The sequence below is a fragment of the Stenotrophomonas sp. genome, from assembly GCF_032061965.1.
GTDB lineage: Bacteria > Pseudomonadota > Gammaproteobacteria > Xanthomonadales > Xanthomonadaceae > Stenotrophomonas.
Window position 1 is genome coordinate 1 of record NZ_DAMBEF010000022.1, and the last position, 16,691, is coordinate 16,691.

General features: G+C 65.9%; 16 protein-coding genes. 11 read left to right on the forward strand and 5 right to left on the reverse strand.

Translation table 11 applies throughout. From position 1 onward, the window contains the following. A partial coding sequence (locus RT460_RS12370) for a DPP IV N-terminal domain-containing protein (protein WP_313319265.1) occupies positions 1 to 1,727 on the reverse strand: 1,727 nt, incomplete at its 3' end. A gap of 487 nt (positions 1,728 to 2,214) precedes the next feature. Here RT460_RS12370 and RT460_RS12375 point away from each other — a divergent pair. The 3 genes from RT460_RS12375 (at position 2,215) to RT460_RS12385 (ending at position 6,084) form a co-directional block, all read left to right on the forward strand. Beyond that, positions 2,215 to 3,609, forward strand: a complete 1,395-nt coding sequence (locus RT460_RS12375; RefSeq protein WP_313319266.1) for a cytochrome ubiquinol oxidase subunit I — start codon at positions 2,215 to 2,217, stop codon at positions 3,607 to 3,609. A 1-nt stretch (position 3,610) separates the two neighbouring features. Beyond that, positions 3,611 to 4,624 carry a cytochrome d ubiquinol oxidase subunit II gene (gene cydB / locus RT460_RS12380; protein ID WP_313319267.1) on the forward strand — a complete coding sequence of 338 codons (1,014 nt, stop codon included), beginning with the start codon at positions 3,611 to 3,613 and terminating at the stop codon, positions 4,622 to 4,624. A 113-nt stretch (positions 4,625 to 4,737) separates the two neighbouring features. Continuing rightward, a complete protein-coding gene (locus RT460_RS12385; protein WP_313319268.1) occupies positions 4,738 to 6,084 on the forward strand; it encodes an AMP-binding protein in 1,347 nt (448 codons plus the stop codon). A 39-nt stretch (positions 6,085 to 6,123) separates the two neighbouring features. Here the strand turns inward: RT460_RS12385 and RT460_RS12390 are convergent, their stop codons facing one another. Further along, positions 6,124 to 7,134, reverse strand: coding sequence for a pteridine-dependent deoxygenase (locus tag RT460_RS12390; RefSeq protein ID WP_313319269.1), 1,011 nt, complete (start codon positions 7,132 to 7,134; stop codon positions 6,124 to 6,126). A 199-nt stretch (positions 7,135 to 7,333) separates the two neighbouring features. Between RT460_RS12390 and RT460_RS12395 the strand changes: the two genes are divergently transcribed. Genes RT460_RS12395 through fabG form a run of 8 tightly spaced genes read left to right on the forward strand, consistent with a single transcriptional unit; the run spans position 7,334 to position 13,734 of the window. Next, complete coding sequence (locus tag RT460_RS12395; protein ID WP_313319270.1) at positions 7,334 to 7,603, forward strand: phosphopantetheine-binding protein; 270 nt, start codon at positions 7,334 to 7,336, stop codon at positions 7,601 to 7,603. A 5-nt stretch (positions 7,604 to 7,608) separates the two neighbouring features. Continuing rightward, on the forward strand, positions 7,609 to 8,331 hold the full coding sequence (locus RT460_RS12400) for a ketosynthase (RefSeq protein ID WP_313319271.1): 723 nt from the start codon (positions 7,609 to 7,611) through the stop codon (positions 8,329 to 8,331). Between the two features lie 51 nt (positions 8,332 to 8,382). After that, entirely contained in the window at positions 8,383 to 8,682 is a 300-nt protein-coding gene (locus tag RT460_RS12405; protein ID WP_313319272.1) for a hypothetical protein, read from the forward strand. After that, positions 8,679 to 9,653, forward strand: a complete 975-nt coding sequence (locus tag RT460_RS12410) for an acyltransferase (RefSeq protein ID WP_313319273.1) — start codon at positions 8,679 to 8,681, stop codon at positions 9,651 to 9,653. The genes RT460_RS12405 and RT460_RS12410 overlap by 4 nt, the downstream gene beginning before the upstream one ends. Then, positions 9,583 to 10,218 (forward strand): LolA-related protein, encoded by a 636-nt coding sequence (locus tag RT460_RS12415; protein ID WP_313319274.1) that lies wholly within the window; start codon positions 9,583 to 9,585, stop codon positions 10,216 to 10,218. The genes RT460_RS12410 and RT460_RS12415 overlap by 71 nt, the downstream gene beginning before the upstream one ends. After that, positions 10,194 to 12,554 (forward strand): MMPL family transporter, encoded by a 2,361-nt coding sequence (locus RT460_RS12420; RefSeq protein WP_313319275.1) that lies wholly within the window; start codon positions 10,194 to 10,196, stop codon positions 12,552 to 12,554. The genes RT460_RS12415 and RT460_RS12420 overlap by 25 nt, the downstream gene beginning before the upstream one ends. Further along, the gene (locus tag RT460_RS12425) at positions 12,541 to 12,972 is read left to right on the forward strand and encodes a phosphotransferase (RefSeq protein ID WP_313319276.1); all 432 of its coding nucleotides are present in this window, start codon (positions 12,541 to 12,543) and stop codon (positions 12,970 to 12,972) included. The genes RT460_RS12420 and RT460_RS12425 overlap by 14 nt, the downstream gene beginning before the upstream one ends. Positions 12,973 to 13,005: 33 nt before the next feature. Further along, positions 13,006 to 13,734 (forward strand): 3-oxoacyl-ACP reductase FabG, encoded by a 729-nt coding sequence (gene fabG / locus RT460_RS12430; protein WP_313319277.1) that lies wholly within the window; start codon positions 13,006 to 13,008, stop codon positions 13,732 to 13,734. Positions 13,735 to 13,744: 10 nt separating this feature from the next. On the opposite strand, the gene RT460_RS12435 is transcribed toward fabG, so the two are convergent. The 3 genes from RT460_RS12435 to RT460_RS12445 are packed head-to-tail and all read right to left on the reverse strand — an operon-like array spanning position 13,745 to position 16,525. Continuing rightward, positions 13,745 to 14,533: a glycosyltransferase family 2 protein gene (locus RT460_RS12435; RefSeq protein ID WP_313319278.1), complete on the reverse strand. Its 789-nt coding sequence runs from the start codon at positions 14,531 to 14,533 to the stop codon at positions 13,745 to 13,747. Further along, positions 14,526 to 15,320, reverse strand: coding sequence for a beta-ketoacyl synthase chain length factor (locus tag RT460_RS12440; protein ID WP_313319279.1), 795 nt, complete (start codon positions 15,318 to 15,320; stop codon positions 14,526 to 14,528). Before RT460_RS12440 ends, RT460_RS12435 begins: the two co-directional genes overlap by 8 nt. A 5-nt stretch (positions 15,321 to 15,325) precedes the next feature. Beyond that, on the reverse strand, positions 15,326 to 16,525 hold the full coding sequence (locus tag RT460_RS12445; protein WP_313319322.1) for a beta-ketoacyl-[acyl-carrier-protein] synthase family protein: 1,200 nt from the start codon (positions 16,523 to 16,525) through the stop codon (positions 15,326 to 15,328). Positions 16,526 to 16,691: the final 166 nt, after the last annotated feature.

A 16,691-nucleotide genomic window follows, 5' to 3' on the forward strand; every position in this document is an offset into this window, starting at 1 on the left:
TTCTGCAGGTAGCCGGCGCCGTGCACGAACATGGCGATCGGGTACTGCTTGCCCGCTTCAAGCTTTTCCGGGCCGTAGTACTTGGCCCAGACGTGGCCGGCGCCGTGCTTGGACGGCACCTGCACCATCTGCGGCTGCACCCACTCGCGTGCCTTGAATTCGGCGCTGCGGGTGTCGGTGAGCTTGCGTGCTTGCCCGCCGCTGACCGGCAGTACGGCCACCTGGGCCGGCAGGTACGGTGCGGAGTAACGCACCAGCAACTGCTGGCCATCCGGTGACAGGCTGAAGTCTTCCACGCCGTCGAGCGCGGTCACTTCGCGCACGGCACCGCCGTTGGCGTTGACGTTGCAGACTTCGTAATCGCCCGGCCACTTCTGGTTGCAGACGAAGTAGAAGCTGTTGCCGTCGGCGCTGACCACCGGTGCCGAGGTTTCCCAGTTGCCCGAGGTAATCGCCTTGGGCTTGGCGCTGCCACTCTGCGTGTACAGATGCGAGTAGCCGGATTCTTCGGACAGCAACCACAGGGTGCGGCCGTCCGGCATCCAGCCGTAGTCGTTGAAGCCCCAGTTGATCCAGCCGGCGTCGGTCAGGCGGTGGCGGTTCTCCAGGCGTGCACTGCTGGCGCTGGTGGTGACGATCCAGCGGTCCTTGTTGTCATTGGCGCGCAGCATGATCGCGGCCTGGCTGCCATCGGCATTCCAGCGGATACCGCCGCCCATGAAGTCGCTCATCAGTTCCAGCGGACGGTTGCCCTTGAGCGCGTCCTTGCCGGCCTTGCTGCGCAGGTCGGCCAGCGGGTCGGTGGCGATGCCCGGCAGGTTGTCCAGCGACAGTGCTTCGACCTTGCCGGTGCTGGCATCGGCCAACCAGAACGCATGCGGCTCCGGATCATTGCGACCAACGCGGGTGCGGGTGTCCTCGGCTTCTTCGTAGCCGGATTCGGTCACGTACAGCGGCATCTTGCCGCCGCGGCCTTCCTCGTAGCCCTTGGGCTTGGTCACCACGATCAGGTGGCGGGCATCGGGCGAGAGCGCGCTGTCGACGATCTCGACATCGGCGCCGAGGAAGATCGGGGCCGGTGCGCGGGTGGGATCGGCCTGGCGCCAGCGCTCGCCCTGCTCGCGCAGTTCATCGCGCTGGGCGCGGTCGCTACGCAGGGTGGACAGGGTGCGCATCTGCTGGTCACGCAGCACGTCGGCCTTGGGTGCATCAGCCGGGTTCTTGTCAGCCTTGAGCTCAGCGACTTCGCTGGTCACGCCGTTGCGGGCGTTCCAGTGGAACCAGCTGTTGCCGACCTGCCAGATCACGCCGCCATCGCTGGCGAAATTGACACCGCTGGCGCGATCGTTGCTGCGGGTGAGCTGGGTCAGGCCGCCGCTGCGCAGGTCGCGCACGAATACGTCGCCATTGCGGACAAAGGCCATGCGCTGGCGGCTGCTGTCATAGACGCGATCAGCCGCGTCGAGGGTGCCGCGCTGGTCATCGGCCACCTGCTGGGCGACGCCGCCGGCCAGCGGCAGGCGGAAGCTGTCACGTACCTGGCTGCCCTGGCGCTTGAGCGTGTACTCGACCTGCTGGCCATTCCATGACCACCAGGCCGATTCCACCGGCGGGCCGATCCAGTCCGGGTTGGCCATGGCCTGCTCGATGGTGATCGGCGTGGGCGCGGCATGGGCGCTGCCGAAAGCGGTCAACAACAGCAGGGACAGGGGCAGGAGCTTGGGCATCATTCGGCACCGGTGAAGAGAACCGGGCAAGGGTAGCAGCAGCCCAACCCGGCGGGCTGGGCCACAGGTCATGGGCGCAGGGTTCGGCAGGTGAGTTGCCGGAATCGGCAATGTTTGTCGCCATCGCCCGGCGCGGCCAAAGGCCGGGGCAGAAGGTAGAGCCGAGCCATGCTCGGCAGAGGCTTTCCCGGTGAGGCCCCAGCCGAGCATGACTCGGCTCTACAGGGGTCGAGCTTTGCCGGGAGGAGAGGTGTAGTGCCGAGCCATGCTCGGCAGAGGCTTTCCCGGTGAGGCCCCAGCCGAGCATGGCTCGGCTCTACAGGAGCAGCAGAGCCGACCCCTCCCCAACCCTCCCCTTGGCTGCACCAAAGGGAGGGAGCTCTAGCTGCTGCGACTTTTTGACGCACTGCGACAACCGGTCACATCCGCTCTTAACCGATACAGGACCAGAATCGCCCCAATTAAAAAACCTCTCTGGAGAAGCGCGGTGGAAGCGCTGCTGTTATCCCGGATCCAGTTCGGGTTCGTCATAAGTTTTCATGTGTTGTTTCCGGCCTTCACCATCGGCACGGCCAGCTGGTTGGCCTTCGTCGAGTGGCGTTGGCTGCGCACCCGCAATCCGGTCTGGCGCGAGCTGTTCTTCTTCTGGCAGAAGATCTTCGCGGTGTCCTTCGGCATGGGCGTGGTCAGCGGCATCGTGATGGCCTTCCAGTTCGGCACCAACTGGCCGCGCCTGAGCGAAGTGGCCGGCACCGTCATCGGTCCCTTGCTGACCTACGAGGTGCTGACCGCGTTCTTCCTGGAAGCCAGCTTCCTTGGCGTGATGTTGTTCGGCTGGGAGAAGGTGTCGCCGCGGCTGCACTTCCTGTCCACCTGCATGGTGGCGCTGGGCACGCTGTTTTCCACGTTCTGGATCCTGTCGTCCAACAGCTGGCTGCATACGCCGGCTGGCTACACGCTGGTCGATGGCATCGTGCATCCGCAGGACTGGTGGCAGGTGGTGTTCAACCCGTCCTTCCCCTATCGATTGGCGCATATGGCGCTGGCGTCGTTCATCACCACCTGCTTCGTGATCGGCGGTGTCGGGGCGTGGTATCTGCGCCGTGGCGTGCATGTGGAGGCCGGCCGCAAGATGTTGATTGCAGCGGTGGCATTTGCCGCGTTGACGGTGCCGGTACAGATCTTCGTCGGCGACATGCATGGTTTGAACACGCTTGAACATCAGCCGATGAAGATCGCTGCGATGGAAGCGCATTGGCATCAAACCAAGCCCGGCGAAGGCGTGCCGCTGGTGGTATTCGCGGTGCCTAACGAGAAGGAAGAACGCAACGGTTACGAGATCGCCATCCCCAAACTCGGCAGCGTGATCCTGACACACAGCCTGGACGGCAGCTTCGCGCCGCTGACCTCGGTGCCGGCCAGCGAGCGCCCGCCGGTGGTGCCGGTGTTCTATGCGTTCCGCATCATGGTTGGGCTGGGCTCGTTGATGCTGGCGCTGGCGTGGATATCGGCATTCCAGTTGTGGCGCGGTCGTCTGCTGCAATCGAAGTGGTTGCTGCGTGGTTGGAACTGGATGCTGCCCAGTGGCTTCATTGCACTGGTTGCCGGTTGGTTCGTCACCGAGATGGGGCGGCAGCCTTGGGTCGTCTACGGCCTGTTGCGCACTGCCGATGCCGTGGGCACGCAGAGTGCGTGGATGACGGCGGTGTCGTTGGCCGTCTATGTGATCGGCTATCTGTTCGTGTTCGGCTGGGGCATCTGGTACCTGGTCAAGATCCTGCGCAACGGCCCGGCACCGTATGACCTGCCGCCACAGGACGACGGCATGCATACCCCGGCGCGGCCGCTGTCCGGCGTCAACGAGCCGCTGGAGGAGCGCTGAGATGGAAATGACAACCTGGCTGCCGGTGGCATGGTTCGCGGTGATTGGTTTCGGCGTGCTGATGTACGTGGTGCTGGATGGCTTCGTGCTCGGCATCGGCATCCTGGCGCCATTCGCCGATGACGAGCAGCAGCTCGATGTGATGATGAATACCGCCGCGCCGATCTGGGATGGCAACGAAACCTGGCTGGTGCTGGGTGGCGCCGGCCTGCTGGCGGCCTTTCCCAAGGCCTATGCGGTGCTGCTGTCCGGCCTCTATTTGCCGGTGTTGCTGCTGGTGATGGGGCTGGTATTCCGCGGCGTGGCCTTCGAGTTCCGCTTCAAGGCACAACGTTCGCGCGCGCTGTGGAGCGTGGCCTTCGCGCTGGGTTCGCTGCTGGCGGCATTTGCGCAGGGGGTGATCCTGGGCGCGCTGGTACAGGGCCTGCCGATGCAGGACGGGCACTACAGCGGCGGTGCGTTTGGCTGGTTCAGCCCGTTCTCGATGCTGACCGGGGTGGCGGTGGTCACCGGCTACGCGTTGCTGGGCAGTACCTGGCTGATCCTCAAGACCGAGGGCCGTGAGCAGGCGCTGGCGCGTTCACTCACCCGGCCGCTGATGGTGGCGGTGATCGTGTTCATGGGGTTGGTCAGCACCTGGCTGCCGTTCCTGCAGTCGCGGGTGATGGAGCGCTGGTTCAGCGGCGGCAACTTCTGGTGGCTGTCGCCGGTGCCGCTGCTGACCCTGGTGGTGGCGGTGGCGTTGTGGCGCAGCGCCATGCATCCGCGCCGCGACCTGCCGCCCTTCCTGCTGACCCTGGCCCTGTTCGTGCTGGGCTTCATCGGCCTGGTGCTGGGCATGTGGCCCTACCTGCTGCCGCCCCACCTGACCCTGTGGCAGGCGGCGGCGCCGGCCTCGTCACTGGCGTTCAGCCTGGTCGGGCTGGTCGTGCTGCTGCCGGTGATCCTAGGCTATACGGTGTGGTCGTACCGGGTATTCCGCGGCAAGGTGACGGCTGAAGCGGGTTACCACTAGGCAGGAAGTGGATGCTGCGGCTTGCCAGCGTGGCCGCGCACGGCCAAGCTGGCGGCCCCGTGGTGGTCGCTGCCATCATGGCCAGCGCCCAAGAACGAGGTCATCGCAGTCGCATGTCGGTTGTTTCAGAGCAGTTCTCTTCCACCTCACGCCATCCGCTTGCCAAGGGAGGGCTGCACCGCTTGCTGGCTGTTGGTGCGGGGCAATCGATCGATCTGCAGACCTTTTACGACCATGTGCGCGCGGTGGCTGGCTTGCTTCCGTCTGCCCAGCACGCGGTCAACCTGTGTGAAGACCGCTACCGCTTCCTTGTGGCTTTCTGCGCGGTGGCCTTGCGCGGGCAGGTGAATCTGTTGCCGCCTTCGCGCGCGCATGCAGTGGTAGCCGATGTGCAGCAGCGCTATCCGCAGACCTATTGCGTGGCCGATGAAGCGCTGGAGCACCTGCCCACGGGCAGCTTCGTGCTGCCGGCAGTCCTGCCGCGCCTGGGCGGCGAGATTCCACAATTGTCCGATGCGCAGTTGGTGGCGATAGGCTTCACCTCCGGCAGCACCGGCACCCCCAGCGCCAACAGCAAGACCTGGGGCTCGTTCCTGCGCAGTACCGAGCAGAACCTGCAGGCATTGCAGGGTCTGTGGGGTGATGCACAACCTTCGTTGGTGGCCACGGTGCCATCGCAGCATATGTACGGCATGGAGATGGCTGTGCTGCTGCCGATGCTGGCGCCTGCCACGCTGCAGGCCGGGCGCCCGTTCTTTCCGCAGGATGTGGTGCTGGCACTGGAAGAAGTTGCGGCGCCGCGCGTGCTGGTCACCACGCCGGTCCACCTCAAGGCCTTGGTGGAATCCGGTGTGAGCCTGCCACCTTTGGCCGGCATCGTTACCGCCACGGCTCCCTTGCCGCAGGCGTTGGCGGCGGCGGCCGAGCAAGCGTTTGCCACCGAAGTGCGTGAGATGTTCGGCTCCACCGAGACCTGCATCTTTGCCCGCCGGCGGACGGCGCTTGAGACGGCGTGGACACTGCTGCCTGGCGTTCGCCTTGAGCCACAACCGGACGGCACGCGGGTACATGCCGACCATCTTGTTGCACCGGTGGTGCTGGCCGATCTGGTCGAACTGCTGCCGGATGACCGCTTCGTACTGCGCGGCCGCCGCGCCGACCTGCTGGAAATCGCCGGCAAACGTGCCTCGTTGGGGGATCTGACTCGCAAGCTGCAGGCGGTGCCCGGCGTTGTCGATGCCGTGGTGGTGCAGTTGGCACCTGAGCCTGGGCATGCGGTGGGCCGTATCGCGGCACTGGTAGTCGCTCCGGAACGCGAAGAGGCCGACATCCTGCGTGAGCTGCGTGAACTGATGGATCCGGTTTTCCTGCCGCGCCCGCTGCGCAAGGTGGTGGCATTGCCGCGCAACGAAACCGGCAAGCTGCCGCGTGATGCGGTGGTGGCGTTGCTGCACCACTGAGCTGGCTGCAGGAGCCGGCGGATCACCGCCGGCGTGGGTTCAGGCGTCGTGGACGCCGTCTATCTCTACCCGAAGGTCGCGCCGGCATACGGCTGCATGCAGCACGATATGTGGCACCTGTGGGGACAGGTGGGTGGCCAGGGCCTGGCGAACCTCGGCGATCTCCGCCGCATCGCGCACATACACCTTGAGCCGGCTGCCCTTGCCAAAATGCTCGGGCAGGCTGGGCCGATGCTTCCGCGCCGCACCGATCAGCGCTTCAAAGTTGGCAAAGGTTTCCTGCAGCTGGCGTTGCGTGCAGTCGCCATGCAGGGTGGCGTGGCCGACCACGCTGGCGGTGCCTGACAACAGCAAGGGTAACTGGCTGCCGGCTGCGGCAAGCATGGCGCGGGCAAAACTGGGCGATTGCGGGCCGTACTGGCGCGGATAGCGGTAGGCGCTGACCTGGCGCGGGTTTTCCAACGGCGTGCCGGCACTACGCGCGGCCAGCCAGTACACCTGCAGCACGCGCACGCCATCGACCCTGCCGATGGCGGTCGCTGCGGGCAGGGTGCCGGTGTCGATGGTGCCGATGCCGCGGGCACGGCCCACGCAGAATTCGCGGTAGCGCTCGCCGTCGCCATCGCCTTCGGTAATTGCGTCCAGATAGTTCCAGATCCGCAGCAGGTGCGGATAGCCGTGAGCAGGCAGGGCCTGCAACATCCGATCGTAGGCCTGCTCGGAGGCGCCCAGGATGCCGCCATGCTGGTGTTCGTCCAGCTGCAGCGCGCCGAACATCAGCGCGCCATCGGTGGCCCAGGCCAGGCCATCGGCATCGCGGCCGCAGCGGACCGGCTTGTCGCTGCGCCACACTTCCAACTGGGCCGCGCCATCGGCCTGCAGACCGACCTGCAGGTAGCGGGGGTCGTCGCAGGCCGGGGCGGTGCCGCCGGCCTCGAAGGCGAAGATCGCCAGGACCTGAGGATCGGCCAGTAGCGCCGGCAGCCGTGAGGGATCGGCATAGTCGACCCGCAGTGCGGCGGCGTCGGTGGGCGAGGTGCAGGCATTCATCTCAGGCCCCCGTGCCGTCGGTGGCCAGGCAGCCTGGGCAGGGGGTCAAACAGGGGGGGGCAGTGGAGCAGGAACGTCATTGCACGGCGTATCGGGCATCACAGAGACACCAATGATACCCCGCGATCTGTACCCGTCATGCTTGCGCAACTGTCGGCGATGCCGGATCGTTGCGCCTCTATTTGCCGTAGGTGTGGAAATGTCGCAACAAAGTGAAGCCGAACGCGAGCTGGCCGCTCTGCTGGTCGAAAGCCTGAACCTGGAAGATGTGGACCCGGCCCAGATCGACCCGGAAGCCGCGCTGTTCAACGACGGCCTGGGCCTGGATTCGATCGATGCACTGGAGCTGGCACTGGCCATCAGCAAGCGCTATGGCTTCCAGCTGCGGTCGGACAACGAGGACAACCGCCGCATCTTTGGCTCCCTGCGCGCCCTGTCGGCGCACGTCCAAGCCAACAAAGCGGCCTGAGCGGCGTGACCGCTGCCGGCCATGAACCCGGCCACGGGCCGGCGGCGCTGGTGCTGCGGGTGATCCTGCTGCTGGCCTATCCGGTGCTCTCGCACGTGGCCAGCCTGCGCAACGAAGGCATGTGGGCCGCCGCCGCACTGATCGGACTGGTCCTGCTATGCCTGCTCGAACCACTCGCGCGTTGGCGGGCCTGGGCCTGGGCGCTGCTGGCCGCAAGTACGGCTTTGTTGTGCTGGTTGGGGGGCTCGGCCTGGGCCTGGATGCTGCTGCTGGCACCGCCCGTGGTCTTTCCGCTGCTGGTTGCCTGGGGATTCGCGCGCTCGCTGTTGCCCGGCCAGGTGCCTTTGATCACACGCATCGTGCAGGCGCTGTATGCCCGTGCCGATATGCCGGTGACAGCCAAGCTTGAGCGCTACACCCGGCGCCTGAGCGCCGCCTGGGTGGCGGTGCTGGTGCTGCTGGCCAGCATCAACCTGGGCTTGGCGATGAGCGCGGTGCCTGATGGGCTGCTTGCCGCGTTCGGCATCCAGCCATGGTGGCCGGTGACCCATGAACAGTGGTCATGGTGCGCCAATATCGCCGATTGGGGCCTGTTGGGCGGCTTTTTTGCCCTGGAATATGCGGTCCGCTCGCAGTTGTTCCCGCAGCGACCGTACCGCAATGCCTGGGATTTCGCGCGTCAGATGGGACAGCTGGGGCCGGCATTCTGGCGCGATCTGCTGCGCTGAACGGGATGCCGCCCGGTATCCTGTCTGCACAAAATCCGGGTACAGCACGTCATGCGCTTCAGCATCCCTTCCGATCATCCCTGCCTGCCTGGACATTTCCCGGGCAGGCCGTTGGTGCCCGGCGTGGTGTTGCTGGAACAGGTGCTGCGGGCCGTGGCCGCCGATCAGGGGCGTGCGGTCGGCGCACTGCGCCTGCCGCAGGTGAAGTTCGTGGCGCCGCTGCTCCCCGACGAGGTGGCGCGGGTAGAGCTGGACGGGCAGGCGCCGCGCTGGAAATTCCGTGTACTTCGCGATGATCAGGTGCTGGTGCGCGGTGAACTGGTGCTGGCCGACGAAGGCGGCCCTGCATGAATGACGCCGATTGGAAGGATCGTCCGGAAGGCGGTGGCCGTTTCGCCATCCGCCTGATTGGCGGCATTGCCCGCCATGGCGGCCGTGGTATCGCCCGGGCCTGCCTTTATCCGATCACCCTTTACTTCTTCTGCATGCGCGGCACCGAGCGCCGTGCTTCGCGCGACTACCTGCAGCGGGTGCGCGGCAGGCCGGCGTCGGCGCTGGCGGTTGCCCGCCACATCCACACCTTTGCCGCCACCATCCTCGACCGCGTGTTCCTGATGGCCGGGCGCACGCGCTTGTTCGATATCCGCAGCAGCGGCACCGACGCATTGCTGCAATTGCTGGATCAGGGCCGCGGCGTGCTGGTGTTCGGCTCGCACCTGGGCAGCTTCGATGCGCTGCGGGTACTGGCGCGGGAGCGCCCCGAGTTGAAACTGCGGGTGCTGATGGATCGCTCGCACAATGCGGCTATCACCGAGCTGCTGGCGGAGCTGGATCCCTCGCTGGCCGCCGGCATCATTGACGCCGGCCAGGATGGTGCCTCGATCGTACTGGCCATCCAGCAGGCGCTGGAAGCTGGCGAGATGGTGTCCTTGCTGGTCGATCGGGTGCGCCCCGGCGAAGCTTCCGTGTCCGCGCCGTTGCTGGGTGAGCAGGCGGCTTTCCCCAGTGCCCCGTGGCTGATCGCCAGCGCACTGAAGGCCCCCGTGGTACTGGCGTTTGGGCTCTACCGGGGCGGCAATCGTTACGATCTGCGCTTTGAGACCTTTGCCGAAACGGTGGATATCCCCCGCCCCCGGCGCAGCGAAATCCTGTCCACGCTTATCCACCGTTACGCCGGCAGGTTGGAGCATCACCTGCGGCTGGCCCCTTACAACTGGTTCAATTTCTATGATTTCTGGCATTCCCAAGCGCGTGCGACATCTGCTGACCTGCCTGCTGGCAAGCCTGCTGATCAGCAGCCCGGCCTCGGCCAGCGGCATTGATGCCGCCTGGATACTGCGCCAGCTGGCGCAGCCAGCGCCCAGCCAGACGCCTTTCCTGGAACTGCGCGGCTCGGCCTTGTTGAAGGAGCCGTTGCGGGTCGAGGGCCAGTATCGGCGGCCGGATACCGGCACCTTGGTGCGCGAAGTACGCACGCCGTATGCGGAGACCACCACCATTGCCGACGGGCAGGTCAGCATTGCGCGCGCCGGCAAAGCGCCGCGCGTCTTCGCGCTTCAGCGGGTGCCGGAGCTTGCCGACCTGCAGGCCAGCTTTGGTGCCATGCTCGCCGGTGATCTGGCTGCCTTGCAGCAGAGCTACCGCCTGCAGGCATCGGGCACGGCGCAGCGCTGGCAACTGCAGTTGACCCCGCGTGCTGAGGCACTGGCACGTCGCGTTCGCGCCGTAACCCTGCATGGCAGTGATGGCGAACTGCGCTGCATCGAAACCCAGCCGGCAAAGGGCGATCTGCAACGCACCTTGTTGGGCGGAGCGGCCATCGCAGCCGCCAGCCAACGCGATGCCACGGCGCTGACGGGCCTGTGTCATGCGGATGTTTCGCGTTGAAGCTGACTTCCACGCATCGCATAGGCCTGGCCATCACCTGGCTGTTACTGCTTGGCCTGCTAGGCCTGTGGATAGGCGAGCGCATCAAGGTCAGTGGCGACCTGCGCAAGTTCATGCCCGATGCACGCACGCCGGCCCAGAAACTTCTACTGGACGAGCTTGGCGAAGGTCCGGGCGCGCGCCTGTTGCTGGTTGCGCTCTCTGGTGCCCCGCCGGAACAGCTTGCGCAACAATCGCGCGCGCTGCGTGAAGCACTGTCCGCCGATACCCAGTTCGAGTTGATCGCCAATGGTGAGCAGGCCGGCTTGGACGCGTTTCCAGAACGCTTGCTGCCTTATCGCTATTTGATCGATGGCTTGCCCGCCGACGCCTTCAGCAGCGAGCGTCTGTCCGAAGCGTTGCAGATGCGGCTGCAGGACCTGGGCTCGCCTGCGGGTGGCCTGATCGAGCCGTTGCTGCCATCCGACCCCACCTTGCAGGTATTGCGTGTGGCTGAAGCCCTGCAGCCCGCCAGCGCGCCGCGGCGGATCGACGATGTCTGGTTCGATCGCAGTGGCAAGCAGGCCCTGCTGTTGCTGCAGACCCACGCTGCTGGCTTTGATCCGGGGGCGCAGCAGTTGGCGGTGGATACGATCAACACGCGCTTTGCCACCATTGCCGGCAGCAGTGGCAGCCGTCTCGAGCTCAGTGGGCCCGGTGCGTTCTCGGTAAAGATCGGCAATCGCACCGCCAGCGAAGCCAGCATGATCGGCACCCTGGACACCATCGGCATGATCCTGCTGTTGTGGTTTGCCTACCGCAGTTGGAAGATGCCCATCCTTGGTTTCCTGCCTCTGGCCAGTGCCGGGCTCGCCGGCCTGTGCGCGGTCGCGCTGGGCTTTGATGGCGTGCACGGCATCACCATCGCCTTCGGCTTCACCCTGATCGGCGTGGTACAGGACTACCCCATCCATTTCTTCAGCCACCAGCGGCCAGGCCGCTCGGCATGGGACAACGTGCGTGCGCTGTGGCCAACACTTGGCACGGGCGTGATCGCTACCTGCATTGCCTATCTGACCTTCCTTTTTTCAGGCGTGGACGGGCTGAAGCAGCTGTCGGTTTTCACCATCACCGCGTTGGCCACGGCCGCGTTGGCTACCCGCTATCTGTTGCCGGCCCTGATTGATCCGGCCACGCGCGACTTCGCCGACTCGGCGTGGTTGGCGCGTGTTTGGCAGCACACACAGCGCCTGCCGCGTCCGCGTTGGTCACTGGCGCTGCTTGCTGCGGCCGCGGTGGCGGTGATGGTCTTGGCACCGGGCGCGTTCTGGCAGAACGATCTGGGCCGACTCACCCCGGTTGACCCGCAGGACCTGGCCCGTGATGCGCAGTTGCGCAGCGAGCTGGGGGCCCCGGATGTGCGCTACCTGATCACCGTGCGTGGCAGCGACGCGCAGACGGTGCTGGCAGCGAGTGAGCGACTGCGTCCTGCGCTCGATGCCCTGGTCGCCAATGGCGAGCTCGACCGCTATGACATGGCGGCACGGTATCTACCCAGCGCCGCGACCCAGCGCCAGCGTCAGCAGCAACTGCCTGATGAAGCCCAACTGCGTGCCGCCCTGGCCACGGCGGTTGCAGGCACGCCTTTCATCGACGATGCCTTCGAACCGTTCGTGGCCGACGTCATGCAGGCGCGGCGTGCGCCAGCATTGCAGCTGTCGGATCTGCAGGGCACGCCGCTGGCAATCGCGGTTGATGGCTTGCTGGTGCAGGGCGCGGACCATGCCATTGCGCTGATCTCGCTCAGCGGCCTGCATGATGTGGCGGCAGTGGCCAGCACGGCGAAGCTGCATGGCGCGGAACTGTTGGACATGAAGCAGGCGTCGGAATCGCTGGTGGCCGACTATCGCAGTCGCGTACTGGTGGCGCTTGCCGTCGCCGTGCTGTTGCTTGCCTTGACGGTAAGCGTTGCGCTGCGATCCGCACGGCGTGTGCTGCGGGTATTGCTGCCGATGCTGCTGACCACGCTGCTGGTGCTGGCGGTGTTGCGCGGCCTGGGTGTGGAGCTGAACCTGTTCCACTTGATCGGGCTGATTCTCGCTGCCGGCTTGGGCCTGGATTACGGGCTGTTCTTCGAGCACGCCGGCGACAGCCATGCCGATCAGCTGCGCACCTTGCACGGCTTGCTGGTCTGCAGCGTGATGACGCTGCTGGTGTTCAGCCTGCTGGGTCTGTCCTCGATCCCGGTGCTGCGTGCGATCGGTAGCACGGTGGCATTGGGGGTGGTGTGCAATTTCGTGTTGGCGCTGTTGATTTCGCGCCATCCGCTAGTGGGGACGCGTCATGTTGGGGCGTGAGGAAATCCAGCAACTGGTGCCACACCAGGGCGGCATGTGCCTGTGGGACGAAGTGCTGAGCTGGTCGCCGCAGGCGATTACGCTGCGTGCCTGCAACCATCGAGATCCGCAGCATCCATTGCGCTGTGACAACCAGCTGCGCGCCATCCATCTGTGCGAATACGGCGCGCAGGCAATGGCGGTGCATGGCGGCCTGCGTGGACGCGAGCTGGGTGGCCCAGTGCGCCCCGGCGTGCTGGTGGCGCTACGCGACGTGCAGTTGCACGTCGCACGCATCGACGACCTGCCCGATGCTCTGCAGGCGACCTCACAGGTGCTCGTGGAAGGGGCGGGCAGCCAGCAGTACGCGTTCCGCATCCACCATCGCGAACAGCTACTGGCCGAAGGACGCGCGGCGGTGATGCTGCAGTTGCCGTGAATATTGAATGAGACAGAGCGGAGCAGACCACACATGAGCAAGCAACGACGCGCCCTGGTAACCGGCGGCAGTGGCGACCTGGGCGGAGCGATCTGCCAGAAGCTGGCCGCTGATGGTGTGCACGTGATCGTTCACGCCAATGCCAACCTCGCCCGCGCCGAGGCTGTGGTGACACAGATCATTGACGGTGGGGGCAGCGCGCAGGCGGTTGCGTTCGATGTGGCCGATGGCGTGGCCGCCGGGGTGGCGCTTGAGTCCCTGCTAGCCGATGGCCCGATCCAGATCGTGGTCAACAATGCCGGCATCCATGACGATGCACCGATGGCCGGCATGGATGCGCAGCGCTGGCAGCGGGTGATCGATGTCAGCCTCAACGGCTTTTTCAACGTGACCCAGCCCTTGCTGCTGCCAATGGCGCGTACCCGCTGGGGCCGCATCGTCAGCGTCTCGTCGGTGGCGGCGGTGCTGGGCAATCGCGGGCAGACCAACTACGCCGCAGCCAAGGCCGGCCTGCACGGTGCCAGCAAGTCGCTGGCGCGGGAAATGGCCAGCCGTGGCATCAGCGTCAACGTCGTTGCCCCCGGCGTGATCGAAGGGCAGATGGCGACTGAGGCATTTCCGCCTGAGCTGATCAAGCAGACGGTGCCGGCTGCGCGTGCCGGCAGGCCGGAAGAAGTGGCTGCACTGGTGGCCTTCCTGTGCAGCGATGCTGCCGGCTATATCAACGGCCAGGTGATCGGCATCAACGGCGGCATGGGCTGACGAGGAGACGTCAGCTGGCCGCATCGGTGCTGTCGATCACCGGAGGATTGGCGCGGATGGTGCGGTAGACACGCCACAGCCCGCCGTGTCGCAGCGCCAGCAGCACGATGTGGCTGGTGATCCGGTACAGGTCCTGCAGCGGTTTGAAGTGGCTGGGACGGAACTGCTCATCGCTGCCGGCGCAGCGGTAGCGCGATTCTATTGGTACCGACACGCAGCGCGTGCCCAGCTGCCGTGCTGCCGAGATCACCACCTGTGCTTCAAACACGAAGCCCTCGGCTGAAATATCACGCAAGGCAATCACCTCGGCCGGGTAGAAGCGCTGCCCGCTCTGGCTGTCGGCAACCTGGTAGTGCGTGCCCCAGGCGATGCCCCAGTCGCCGAATTCATTGGCCAGGCGACGGTACAAGGGTTGCGAGGCGCGCTTGCGCAGGCGCGCGCCGATGATGATGCAATGCGGAAAGCGGTTGGCGCTGGCCAATAGGCGTGGCAGGTCGCTGGCGGTGTGCTGGCCATCGCCGTCCAGGGTCAGGACGCCTCGGAGGCCGCGGCGGCTGGCCTCGGCAAAACCGCTGCGCAGCGCGTGGCCCTTGCCCATGCGCTGCGGGTGGCGCAGCACACTGACTGGAAGGTCGGCGATGCATTCGGCGGTGCGATCAGTGGAGCCGTCGTCGATGACGATCACGTGCGGGAAGTAATGCAGCACGTCCTCGACCACCTGGCGAATGCGCAACTCTTCGTTCAACGCCGGAATGACCACGGCAACGTTGCTTGCCGACAGCGGCTGCAGGTCAGTCATGACGGATGCTGATCTCCAGCCATTGTGCAGTACCTGCGCGCATCCACAGCTTCTCCTGATCCATGGCAAGTGCTTCCAGCAGCGGCAGCGCCGGCTGCATCGCATTGTGCTTGAACAGCTGTGCAAGCGGTCCATCGCTGGCGCGTTGCGGCTGTTCCTGCGGCGGGCGCGGCACAAGTTTCACCTGCAGGCCGGGCAGTCCTGCACAGGCGCTGCGCGACAGCACGAAAGCGGCGCCGATCAGGCCCTCACTGGGTGATGCTTCGGCGACCGGACCGCTGGCGATGCCGTCGTAGGCCACCAACAGCACGGCTTCTTCACCTGCATGCAGCTGCACCATGGCTTCCAGCAAGCCCTGCGCAAAGCTATACGGTCCGGCGCTGATCGCGGTTGCCGCGACATGCGCACCGGCGCCTATCGTCCAGTAGCCGGCAGCAGCGTTGTGCACCGAGTTGTGGAATTTGGTGGGTGAGATGGCGCAAGGGTCCTGCGCAAGCGTGGCGCACATGTAGTCGGTGATGGTCAGCTCACCGTGGGTGGAGGTGAACACCGACGGCAGCGTTGCCGGTTCGCGATCTGCAGCGTGGCAGGCAGCCAACGCTGCTTCCAGCGCCACTGCCACGGTACCCGGTGCCCGGCGTCGTTCGTTGGCGGCCAGCAGTTGCGGCGACGGCCGTGCGGGCGGGTTTTCGGGGCGTTCGCCATTGCGCATCCAGGCGCAGGCGCTATCCCAGTCGGGCAGGCCATTGCCCCAGAAACCGATGCCTTCCAAGGTTGCTTCCAGCATCTGCTTCATCCTGCCTTGCCGAATACCAGCGAGCAGTTGTTGCCGCCGAAGCCAAAGGAATTGTTCATTGCGTAATTGATATCGGCCTGGCCGTTGTCAAAGCGGATCTGCGGTCCGCAGGCCGGGTCCGCGATCTCGCTGTTGAGCGTGCCCGGCAGGATGCCGTCGGACAACGCCAGCAGCGCGAAGACCGATTCGACGATGCCGGCCGCGCCCAGGGTGTGGCCGGTCCAGCCCTTGGTGGAGCTGGCGTGCAGTGTCGCCGGGAACAGCGCGGCAACGGCGGCGGCTTCGATGCTGTCATTGGCCGGCGTCGAGGTGCCGTGCAGGTTCAGGTAGCCGACCTGGCCGGCTTCGATACCGGCGCGCTGCAATGCGGTCTGCATCGCCAAACGCGCGCCCAAGCCTTCCGGGTGGGGCGCAGACATATGGTGGGCATCACTGGATTCGCCATAGCCAACCAATTGCAGTGCCGTTGCTGGACCCGCCTCCGTGCGCTCAAGCACCGCGTAGCCGCCAGCCTCGCCGAGGGACAGGCCGACCCGGCGTGCATCGAATGGCTGGCAGGGTGTTGGTGCCACCAGTTGCAGGGAGTTGAAACCGAACAGGACGCTGCCGCAGAGTGTGTCCACGCCGCCGACCAGGGCTGCATCGGCCAAGCCGGCGTCGATCAGGCGGGCGGCCTGGGCGAACACCTTGGCGCTGGACGAGCAGGCCGTGGCCACAGTGACGCACGGGCCGGCCAGTCCGGTGGCGGCCTGCACGAAGTCGGCCAGCGAGTGCGGGGTATGGATGCGCGGGCGCATCAGGTCCGACGGGAAGTGAAACTGGCCGTCGGCATCGGCCTGCAGGCGGGCGTAAGCCTCCTCGGTGGCCCCGATGCTGGAGGTGGACGTGCCCATCACCACCGCAACCCGGGCGGCACCGTGGCGCTCCACCACCTGCTGCAAGGTCGTGGTGATGCCGTCCTGCTGGAGGGCCAGCCACGCCAATGCATTGTTGCGGCAGGCGAACTCGCCCAGGTGGGCGGGCAGGACCACCGCTTCCACCCCGTCCACGCGGCCGATCCAACAGGGCAGGGGGGCGTTGCCAAAGTCGTTGCAGCGCAGCCCGCTGCGCTGCTCCAGCAAGCCTCGGCGCTGCGCCTGCAGCCCGGCTCCCAGCGCGGTGGTGGCGGTATGCGCCAATACATTCAACGGCCGCAGTCGCGGCGGTGCTGCAGGGCTCACGCGTTCTTCCATGGGTTCGACGGGGCGGGAGTATATCGGCAGCAGCCTGTCAGCCGGCTTGACCGTTGGCCCGGTGACCCGGATCACAACAAAATATTGATATCTATGAATGAACGAAATGCGAGAAAATACGGCCCGCACC